Here is a 10297-nt window from a genome sequence, read left to right as displayed (position 1 = left end):
CGGCCCGGGGGGGCGGGGCGGGGGGGCCCGGGCCGCGGGGTGGCGGTCCCGCCCCGGGGGGGGGCGGGGGCCCCGCCCCGGTGGGGGGGGGGGGGCCCCCCGGCCCGGACGGCTCGGTACCGGACGGGACCTAGTAGAGGACGTGCGGGTAGTACACCCGGGCGTCGACGTTGCCGTTGCCCTGCAGGGCGCCGATGTTCCCGCCGTTTCCGGTCACCGCGAGGCCGTTGTTCTGGTTGCTCGCACCCGAACCGGTCGCCGTCTGTTGGGTGTTGACCACGTTGCCGTTGACGCTGCCGACGACGTTGCCGCTGCCGGCGTTGCTGACGACGCTGCCGTTGGAGTGGTCGATCGCGGCGGCGCCGTTGTCGGCGTGCGCGGTGGCGGCGCCGAGGCCCACGAGGAGGAACGCCCCGAGGGCGGTGACGGCGGCGGCTGCGCGAATACGGGACACGCTGGTCTCCCTGACTGGAGGTGCGAATTGTGGCGCCGTCCGGAGTGGCCGCTCCGGGGGCGCCGTTGCCTGACGTCGCCCGTTCAGCATTCACCAGCGGTGTGGACGAACTCCACCGAACGGGTGGCAATTCCCCCGATGGTGGCGATCTGGTCAATTGGGAGTTGACCGCAATCCGTCATTCCGTCAAGAAGAAAGAAATGGTCGGCGGATTGTCGCACTGGCACACTGGGGACCCATGTCTGAAGGTGTCCCGCCCGAGCCCACCCCCGTCGAGGAACTGCGGACGACCGAGGTCGATCTCGGCGGCCTGGTGAACGTCCTCGCCACCCACCTCTACTCCACCCCGCTGGTGGCCCTGCGCGAACTGGTCCAGAACGCGCACGACTCGCACACCCGCCGGCTCCTGGAGGACCCGGAGGGCAACCACCGCCCGCTGATCCGGGTGCGCGCCGACTCCGCCCGGCGCACCGTCGCCATCGAGGACACCGGCGCCGGACTCACCGAGCCGGAGATCCACTCCTACCTGGCCACCGTCGGCACCGGCTACACCCGCATGCTGCGCGAACTGACCGGCAACCAGGAGCTGATCGGCGCCTTCGGGCTGGGCTTCCTGTCCGCCTTCTCGATCGCCGACGAGGTCACCGTCACCACCACCTCGCACCGCGAGCCGACGCTCGGCCACCGCTACCGCAGCCGCGGCGGCGAGCAGTACCGGGTCGAGCCGGCGCCCGCCAGACCCCGCCCCGGCACCGTGGTCGAGCTGGCGCTCAAGGCCGAGCACGCCCACCTCGCCGACGAGGACGCCCTGCGCGAGATCCTCGGCCGCTACTGCGTGCTGCTCCCGATCCCCGTCCACGTCGGCGACGACGAGCGGCCCGTCAACTCCGTCGAGGTGCCCTGGCGCCAGGAGGCCCTCCCGTCGCCCGCCTCCACCCCTGACCGGGACGCTCCGCGCCGCCCCTCCGACGGCGACCGGTACGCGGCCCGGATGCGCTTCGCCGCCGCCTTCGGCCGCCGCTTCGAGCCGCTCACCGCCTTCCCGGTCCACCCGGTCGACGGCGCGACGGACGCGATCGGCCTGCTCTGGGTCCAGGACGGCGGCACCTACGGCAGCAGCGACAACCGCGACCTCGCCGTCTACCTGCGCGGCATGCTGCTCGCCGAGGACGCCCGCGAACTGCTGCCCGGCTGGGCCGGGTTCATCGGCGGCGTGGTCGAGTCCAACCGGCTCACCCCCACCGCCAGCCGCGAGGACCTCCAGCGCGACGAGCACTACCGCGCGCTCCGGAAGGCCCTCACCGACGCCATCGTGGAGGGCCTGTACGAGACGGCCCGGCTGCGGCCCGCCGCCTGGCGCCGCATCCTCGCCCGGCACGGCCAGGACCTGCTCGGCGCCGCGCTCTGCGACGAGCGGCTGTTCACCCTGCTCGCCGACGACGTCCCGGTGCCCACCTCGCAGGGCGACCTCACCGCCGGTGCGCTGCGCGCGGCGGGCGGGGGAGCGGTGCACGTCGCGCTCGGCAGCGGCGGCGGCTTCGAGGAGATGCTGTACCGGGCCATGCGGGTGCCGATCGCGCGCGGCGACCGGTACGCCGTGCTGCCGTTCCTGCGCCGCTACGCCCAGCTGCGCGGCTGCCGGCTGGTCGAACTGGGCAGCGAGCAGGGCAACCGCGAGCTGTTCCGCGACCCGGAGCGGCCGCTGCCCGACGGGGAGGCGGCCTGGCTGGCCGGCGCCCTCGCCGACCCGGGCGAGCAGCTCGTCGCGGCCCGCTTCGACCCGCCCGGTCTGCCGCTGGTGCTCGTCCCGGACCGCGAGGCCGAGCTGAAGGCCCGGATCGAGGACGACCAGGCGGACGCCCGGATCCCGTCCGCCGCGCTGCGGCTGGCCCGCGCCTTCACCGCCCGCACCGACGGCGCGGTCAGGGCCCGGCTCTACCTCAACCTGGACTGCCCGGCGGTCCGGGACCTGCTCGCCGCCTACCGCACCGGGCACACCGGCAGCGCCACCGCCGCCGGGCTGCTCCGCTCGCTCAAGGTGATCATGGCCGCGGCCTCGTCCGGCCCGACTGGGGGCGACCTCACCGCCGCGCTGGCCGGTGTCGGCACCGCGGTCTCCGCCCTGACCGCCGCCGTCCCGGCCGGCCTGCCGGACGTCCCGGACAGCCCCGGTGCGCTCCCGGGCGAAGCGTGACGGACGGACCGTCAGTGGTCCGCGGTAGACAATCCATCAGCACGACGCAGGGGGAAGAAGCATGACCACCGACATCTGGTCCTGGGTGCGGGACGCCCACCGGCAGCTGGCCGAGGCCGGCCACCACCGGCTTGCCGACGCCGTCGTCGAGCTGCCCGAGCTCGCCACCGAGGGCCGCAACGACCAGCTGGACGCGCTCTACCCCGAGGCGCTCGCCGCCGCGCGGTCGCTCGACCTGCCCTGGGTCGAGGTCTACCTGCGGCACTGGCGGCTGCAGAACCTGCTGAACAAGCGCCAGCAGGGCGAGGCGGTCATGCCCGAGGCGGTCGACCTGCTGGACTTCGCCCACCGGGAGGGGACCGCCGGCTGCCCGCAGTCCGTCTGCGTGGTCCAGGACTTCGCGATCTGCCACGCCCGGGTCGACGGGCCCGGCTACGTGACCGAGCGGCTGGAGGTGGTCGGCGAGACGCTCGGCCGGATCGAGCCCGGCCGCGCCTGCTACGACTGCCTCTCCCGCGAGTACTCCGACGCCCTGGAGGACGACGGCCGGGCGGCCGAGGCGCTCGACCACCTGGACACCGCGGCCCACCGGATGCGAGCCGCCGGCCAGCGGGTCTCGCTGCGCTTCCACCAGTCCCGGGCCGGGACCCTGCACCTGCTGGGCCGGTACCAGGAGGTGCTGGAGCTGCTCGACACCGCCGAGAAGGCGGAGCAGGCGCAGGGCCACCGGCTGGACGAGCGCGACCGGCGCTGGGGCGCCCTGCTGCGGGCCCGCGCGCTCGCCGCGCTCGGCCGCACGGAGGAGGCGGTCGCCCTGCTCCCCGACCGTGCCGAGGCCGAACAGCACGCGGACCTGCGGCCCACCTGGACGCAGACGGTCGAGCTGCTGGTCGCGGCCGGCGCGTGGGAGAACGACGCCGAGCTGGGCGCCGCGCTGGCCGGCTGGGTGGGCTACCTGGACGACGCCGGTGCGCACCGCCCCTGCGTGGACCTGCTGCTGGCGGCGGGTCGGCTCGCCCTCGCCCGCGGCGCCCGCACGGTGGCACTGACCCTCGCCGCGACCGGGCAGCGCAAGCTCACCCGGTTGCGGCGCACCGACGGCGTGGCGGAAGAGGTCGCGGCCCTGCGCGCGGCCGCCGAGGCACTGCCGCAGCCCGAGCTGCCCGTTCCGCCGGACGAGCTGGCGGCGTACCTGGCCGAGGCCGGGGTGCCCGTCGAGACCGGCGTCGACCTGGTCTCCGTCGCCCTGGACCGGTACCGGGGCGAACAGGCCGGCGCCACCGGAACGACGGTGCAGCTGGCCACCCTGCTGGGCGGACTGGGCCACGCCCGCGCCGCGGCCGACCTGCTGTGGCAGCGGCTGGAGGCCGACCCGGAGGACCGGGAGCTGACCGGCACGCTCGGCGAGATGCTGATCGGCGCCCGGGACGCCGACGGCGTGCGCCGCCTCGCCGACCGGCTGGCCGTCACCGCACCCGCCGACGCGCACTGGACCCGCGCCCGCTGGGCCGTCGCCGAGAGCCGCTGGGCCGAGGCGCTGGAGCAGTGCGAGGCGATCCTGGCGCTGGACGACGCGGTGCTCAACACCCGGCGCCTCGCCGCCCGGGCCGCCACCGAGCTGGGAGACCACGCGACCGCGCAGCGGCTCCACCAGGAGCTGCTGGAGCGCGCGCTGCCCGCCGGGGAGGTCGCGGAGGAAGAGAGTCACCGGACGGTCCAGGAGCCCGACCTCTGGCACCTGATCACCGCGGCCACCGCCAACCGGGACTGGGCCGTGGTCCGCTCCACCGGCGCGCTGCTGGGCATCGAGTTCGACGAACCCGACGGCCCGGTCGACGAGGAGTGGCAGCTGGTCACCGTCCGGGCCACCCGCACCAACGGTGCGACGGCCGACCTGCCCGCCGTCCGGACCGGTCCGGCCACCGCCCGCATCCTGCCGGTGCTCGGCGAGGACCTGACGCTCAACCACGGCGACGTGGTGGTCTTCGCCCCGGCACTGCTGGAGCGCCCGCCGGCCGAGGACGCCGACGAGGAGGAGCGGCAGCACTGGCGTCCTGCGTTCGAGCTGCTCACCCTGCTCGACCCGGCGGGGTACACCACCTACTGGATCGACGGCGGCTGGCCCGGCGACGAGCCGTGGGGCACCCTGCGCGAGCGGCTGCAGGAGGCCGGCTACGCGGTCTGGGCGTACAGCGGGGACCAGTACCGGATCACCGACCCGGCGGACGACGACGAGACGCTGCCCGGGATCTACGCCGCGCTCGGAGTGCCGCCGACGGCCTCGGCCGCCGAGGCCGACGCGCTGCTGCACCGGCTGACCGGCCACTGGCCGCACCCGCTCGCCTGGGCGGCCCTGGCCGAGGCGGCCGGCGCGGACGTCGCCCGGCACGAGGAGATCGTCGAGCGCTACGGCCTCTGACGGCCGTCGGCCACCGCCGGCGGCCACGCCGGGCGGAAGCCGCACCGACGCACCGGCGACCTCCGACCGCACCGGCGACCTCCGACCGCACCGGCCCCGGCGGGCCGCCCCTTCCCGGGGCCCTCGCCGGGGCCGGTGCGTTCCCGGCCGGGCCCGGAGCGGTGCGTTCCCGGCCGGGTTCGGAGCCGGTCCGCCCCCCTCCCGGGAACCATTCGACCGGGGTGCGAGTCTTTGTCAATGCTTTACCTTTCCATTGCCAAGACTCGACCTCCGGAGTTCCCGCACCGTGACCAGCCTCGCCCTCGGCCCGTCCTGGCTCGACCCGACCACCCTGATCTCCACCTTCGGTCTGCTCGGCATCCTGGCCGTCGTCTTCGCCGAGTCCGGCCTGCTGATCGGCTTCTTCCTGCCCGGCGACTCGCTGCTGTTCACCACCGGACTGCTGGTGGCCGGCGGCACCTACCTGCACCAGCCGCTCTGGCTGGTCTGCACGCTGATCGTGGTCGCGGCGGTGGCGGGGGACCAGGTCGGCTACCTCTTCGGCCGCAAGGTCGGCCCGGGCCTGTTCCGCCGGCCCGACTCCCGGGTGTTCAAGCAGGAGAACGTCGAGAAGGCCGCCGCCTTCTTCGAGCGGCACGGGCCCAAGGCGATCGTGCTGGCCCGCTTCGTGCCGATCGTGCGCACGTTCACGCCGGTCGTCGCCGGGGTGAGCAGGATGAACTACCGCAGCTTCGTGGTGTTCAACCTGGTCGGCGGCGTCCTGTGGGGCGGCGGGGTCACCGTGCTCGGCTACTTCCTGGGGCAGATCCCGTTCGTCCGGGACAACGTCGAGGCGATCCTGGTCGGCATCGTGCTGGTCTCGGTGGTCCCGGTGGCGATCGAACTGCTGCGGGCCCGCCGGTCCGGCGGGGACCGCGTCTCCGGCCACCGCGCCGGGTAGGCGCCCGCCGCCGGGGCCGCGGGACGTCGCGTACATGTGCGTCGGGCTGTTCGATCAGGCAAGGTGTAACCCGAGATCGAGCGGTGGCCGGCGGCCACCAGGGGTGGCGAGGAGCGGAAGTGCCTAAGCGGGGCCGACCGGGTGCGGGCAAGCGGGCGAGGGGAGGCCGGGCGGTCCGCCGGACGCGGCAGACACCCCCGCAGCCGGTGCACCCCGCCGACGCCCCGCCCACCGAGGGCCTGCTCGGCCACCCCGCCCCGCTCGTCGAGCCCACCATCGTCATCCCGCTCGCCCCGCCCGTGCCGGAGACCAGGGGCCTGCTCGCGCCCGAGCCCGAGCCGCAGCCGGAGCCGCTGCCGGAGCCCGAGCCGCTGCCGGAACCGCTGCCCGAGCCGCTGCCGGAACCGCTGCCCGGGCCCGGGCCGGAACCGCTGCCCGGGCGGACGGCCGGTCCGTCCGCCGAGCCGCACCCCGAGCTCACCGTCGAGGTCCGCCCCCAGGGTGCCCGGTCCGGCCCTCCGCGCCCGGCCCGCCGTCGCCCGATCGTCGAGGACACCCTGACCCCCGAGGAGTGGCGGGCCGCCGGCTACACCCCGCCGACCGGCATCCCGGTCGCCGACCTGACCGCCGGCGCCCCCGGCGAGGCGCCCTGGCCGGACCGGATGCGCACGCTGCTGCGCACGCCGATGTCCGAGCGCCCGGCCTTCGAGCGGACCGCCCGCGAGCTGCACCCCTCGGCCGGCACCGCCCGCAACGTCCCGCGCATCCTCGACCTGACCCTGCGCATCGGTGAGCTGCTGCTGGCCAGCGGCGAGGCCGCCGAGGACGTCGAGGCGGCGATGCTCGGCATCGCGCACGCCTACCGGCTGGACCGCTGCGAGCCGCAGGTGACCTTCACCCTGATCGGCATCTCGCACCAGCCCTCGCTGGTCGAGCCGCCGGTCACCGCCGACCGCGTGGTGCGCCGCCGCACCTCCGACTACACCCGGCTGAACGCCGTCTACGAGCTGGTCGCGGACATCACCGCGGAGAAGGTGACGGTCAACGACGCCTACCGCCGGCTCGCCCTGATCCGCCGCAACCGGCACCCGTACCCGGCCTGGATGCTCGCGCTGACCACCGGCCTGCTGGCCGGCGCGGCGACCTTCCTGGTCGGCGGCCGGATCGACGACAAGGCCTGGCTGGTCTTCGCCAGCGCCTTCATCGCCGCCGTCCTCGGCGACCGGCTGGCCTCCGCGCTGGCCCGGCGCCGGCTGCCGGAGTTCTACCAGTTCGTGGCGGCCGCGATGCCGGCCGCCGCCTCCGGGATCATCCTGTCCTTCAACGACTGGGGCCTGCGCGGTTCGGTCGTGATCACCGGTGGCCTGTTCGCCCTGCTGCCGGGGCGCGCGCTGGTGGCCGCCGTCCAGGACGGGCTGACCGGCTTCTACATCACCGCCGCGGCCCGTCTGCTGGAAGTGATCTACCTGGTCGCGGGCATCGTGATAGGCGTCATGGTGATCCTCTACCTGGGCGTCGGCTTCGAGGCGAAGCTGCGGCCGGACGAGAGCCTGGCGGGGATCAGCTCCCCACCGGTCCAGATGGTCGCCGCGATGCTGCTGACCCTGGCCTTCGCGACCCTGCTGCAGACCGACCGCCGCTCGCTCGCCCTGGTGACGGCCAACAGCGGCATCGGCTGGGCCAGCTACGGCGCGCTGGTGTACAACGCGGGCGTCAACCCGATCGCGGCGACCGGGGTGGCGGCCGGCCTGGTCGGCCTCTTCGGCCAGCTGATGGCGCGCTACCGCAACGATTCGGCGCTGCCCTACGTGACTGCCGCGATCGGCCCGCTGATGCCGGGTTCGGCGCTCTACCTCGGGATGCTGGCCTTCGCCCAGGGGCACTCCAGCGCCGGTCTGGTGTCGGTGTTCCGGGCAGCGGCGATCGCGATGGCGCTGGCGGTCGGGGTGAACCTCGGCGGGGAGATAGCCCGGTTGTTCCTGAAACCGCCGGTCGGCGCCGAGCTTCCCTCGTTGTACCCGGTGATGCCGCGCCGGGCGGCCAAGCGCACCCGGGGGTTCTGACCGCGCGTCGACCCGGGTCGGAGGCCCGTCGGGCCCCGGGGCACGTGAGGGCAGGCAGGACGCAGGACCAGGAACGAAGGTAAGGCGCATGACCACACTGCTGGACAGCTACCGCGAACACATCGTCAACGCGCACAAGCAACCGCTGTTCCTGCTGCTGGTCGGCTTCATCACGTCCTTCGTGTTCATCCGGTTCAGCGTCCGGATGATCCGCGCGAAGGTGCGCTGGTGGCCGGGCAACGTGACCCCCGGCGGCCTGCACATCCACCACATGGTGTTCGGGCTGGGCTTCCTGCTGCTCGGCGGCATCGGGGTGTTCGCGACCTACGGCGGGCAGCCGTGGATGAACTGGTTCGGGCTGGCCTTCGGCATCGGCTGCGGCCTGGTGCTGGACGAGTTCGCGCTGATCCTGCACCTGGACGACGTGTACTGGGGGGAGCAGGGCCGCAAGTCGGTGGACGCGGTGATCTTCGGGATCCTGTTCACCGCCCTGCTGCTGATCGGGTACGTGCCGTTCGGCGCGCTGCCGGGCGAGGACACCCGGTGGGGTCTGATCACGGTGATCTCGGTGAACGCGCTCGCCTCGGTGATCACCCTGCTGAAGGGCAAGGTGTGGACCGGCCTGCTCGGGATCATGGTCCCCGGCCTGTCCTGGATCGGCGCGATCCGGCTGGCCCGTCCGAGCAGTCCCTGGGCCCGCTGGCGGTACACCACGCGCCCCCGGCGCCGGGCGCGCGCGCTGCGGCGCGAGCGCCTGTTGCACCGGCGCGCGGACCGGGCCCGCACCTGGCTCTTCGACCTGATCGCCGGCGCCCCCGACAAGGTGCCGGTCAACCACCCGGCCGCCCACCGGGTCGCCGAGCGGATGTCCGCCCGGGCCACGGCCCACCTCGACGCGCACGCCGCCCGGGCGCTGGCCCGCCGTCAGGCCCGGCTGGCGGACCGCCGCTCGGCGGCGGCCGCCGGGGCGACGGCCAAGCCCCCGGCCGGGGAGGGTCCGGCGTACGGGGCCGGGGTCGGGGCCGGACCGGGCCGCTCCCACCGGGCGCAGCAGCGCCGCCGCTCGGTCCGGGCGGGGCGCAGCCGGACCTACGCCGTCGGGCCGGCGGGGCTGGAGCGCCGGCCGGAGCGACACCCCCGGCTGCGGACGCACACGCGCCGGATCCACCGGTAGTTCGTGCACCCTGGGTGCCCTGCCGGAGGCGGGCGCCGGTCGGATCATCCGATGGTCACCCGACCGGCGGAGCGCTTTGCGGCTACGAGGGCCGCCGGAATTGAGAACATGAGCGCCATGTGACCGTTCTGTCACGTGATGGGATGATCCGTCGGATTCCCGGCGGCCCGGCCACCGCCGCCGCCCGAGCGCCGTTCGCCCCCGTGCGCCATCCGCCGCGCGCCGTCCGCCGCCGTCCCCTCCGGACCCGTGAGAAGGGATGCCGCATGGCGCGCAGGTTCCTGCCGACCCTCCTGCTGTCGCTCACCGCCCTGTTCGGGCTGCTCCCCACCGCCCAGGCCGCACCGGCGACCGGCGACCCGGCCGTCGGCGACCCGGCGGCCGGCCGGGCCCGGGGCGAGGAGCCCTACCCGAGCACCGAGGAGATCGACCGCGCCCGCGCCGAGGCCGCGGGGAAGACCGCCGCCGCCGCGGCCCTGGAAGCCGCGCTGACCGCCGCCAGGGCCGAGCTCGACCGGGCCGGGCGCGGCGCCGACCAGGCCGTCGAGGCCTACAACGGCGCCCGGCTCGCCCTCACCCGGGCGCGCACCGAAGAGGGCGCCGCCGTGCAGCACGCCGCCGCCGCCGAGGCCGAGCGGTCGGCCGCCGCCGAGGACGCGGCCCGGCTTGCCGCCGAGACCTACCGCCAGGGCGCGGGCGCCGAACTGTCCGCCTTCGACGCGCTGCTCGGCGCCCACGGCCCGCGCGAGGCGGGCGACCGCGCCGTCGCGGTCGGCCAGGCCGGCGCACGCACCCGGCAGGTCCTGGACGCCGCCACCGCCACGGCCGCCGCCGCCCGCAGCGCCTCCGACGCCGCCCGGACCGCCACCGGGGCCGCCGAGAAGGCCGCCGCCGAGGTCGGCGCGGCCAGGACGCGGGCCGAGCAGCGACTGGCCGCCCAGCAGGGCGAGGTCGCCGCCGCCACCCGGCACCGCGAGCAGCTGCTCACCGAACTGGCCGCCGCCCGGAACACCACCGTCGAGCTGGAACGCGAGCGCCGCGACGCCCTGGAGG

6 protein-coding genes and 1 pseudogene are annotated in these 10297 nt (G+C 75.4%); 6 read left to right on the top strand and 1 reads right to left on the bottom strand.

The window, feature by feature from the left end; genetic code table 11:
* Positions 1 to 130 precede the first annotated feature (130 nt).
* Positions 131 to 454, bottom strand: coding sequence for a hypothetical protein (locus ACFV04_RS41850; RefSeq protein WP_380340613.1), 324 nt, complete (start codon positions 452 to 454; stop codon positions 131 to 133).
* A 238-nt stretch (positions 455 to 692) separates the two neighbouring features.
* Between ACFV04_RS41850 and ACFV04_RS41845 the strand changes: the two genes are divergently transcribed.
* The 6 genes and pseudogenes from ACFV04_RS41845 to ACFV04_RS41820 all read left to right on the top strand — a co-directional run.
* A complete protein-coding gene (locus ACFV04_RS41845; RefSeq protein ID WP_380536349.1) occupies positions 693 to 2648 on the top strand; it encodes an ATP-binding protein in 1956 nt (651 codons plus the stop codon).
* Between the two features lie 61 nt (positions 2649 to 2709).
* Entirely contained in the window at positions 2710 to 5067 is a 2358-nt protein-coding gene (locus tag ACFV04_RS41840) for a tetratricopeptide repeat protein (protein ID WP_380536348.1), read from the top strand.
* A 286-nt stretch (positions 5068 to 5353) separates the two neighbouring features.
* Entirely contained in the window at positions 5354 to 6007 is a 654-nt protein-coding gene (locus tag ACFV04_RS41835; protein ID WP_380340621.1) for a DedA family protein, read from the top strand.
* Between the two features lie 119 nt (positions 6008 to 6126).
* Complete coding sequence (locus tag ACFV04_RS41830; RefSeq protein WP_380536346.1) at positions 6127 to 8070, top strand: threonine/serine exporter ThrE family protein; 1944 nt, start codon at positions 6127 to 6129, stop codon at positions 8068 to 8070.
* A gap of 88 nt (positions 8071 to 8158) precedes the next feature.
* Positions 8159 to 9244, top strand: coding sequence for a hypothetical protein (locus ACFV04_RS41825; RefSeq protein WP_380536345.1), 1086 nt, complete (start codon positions 8159 to 8161; stop codon positions 9242 to 9244).
* A gap of 266 nt (positions 9245 to 9510) precedes the next feature.
* Positions 9511 to 10297: pseudogene (locus ACFV04_RS41820) on the top strand (hypothetical protein); the annotation flags it as partial.

The organism is Kitasatospora sp. NPDC059599 (assembly GCF_042735125.1).
Classification (GTDB): domain Bacteria; phylum Actinomycetota; class Actinomycetes; order Streptomycetales; family Streptomycetaceae; genus Kitasatospora.
This window is presented reverse-complemented; position numbering and strand designations above follow the sequence as displayed.

Excerpts from the sequence above, each read along its gene's own strand:
- ACFV04_RS41845 (WP_380536349.1), top strand. The coding sequence starts at position 693 with ATGTCTGAAGGTGTCCCGCCCGAGCCCACCCCCGTCGAGGAACTGCGG.
- ACFV04_RS41840 (WP_380536348.1), top strand. The coding sequence starts at position 2,710 with ATGACCACCGACATCTGGTCCTGGGTGCGGGACGCCCACCGGCAGCTG.
- ACFV04_RS41825 (WP_380536345.1), top strand. The coding sequence starts at position 8,159 with ATGACCACACTGCTGGACAGCTACCGCGAACACATCGTCAACGCGCAC.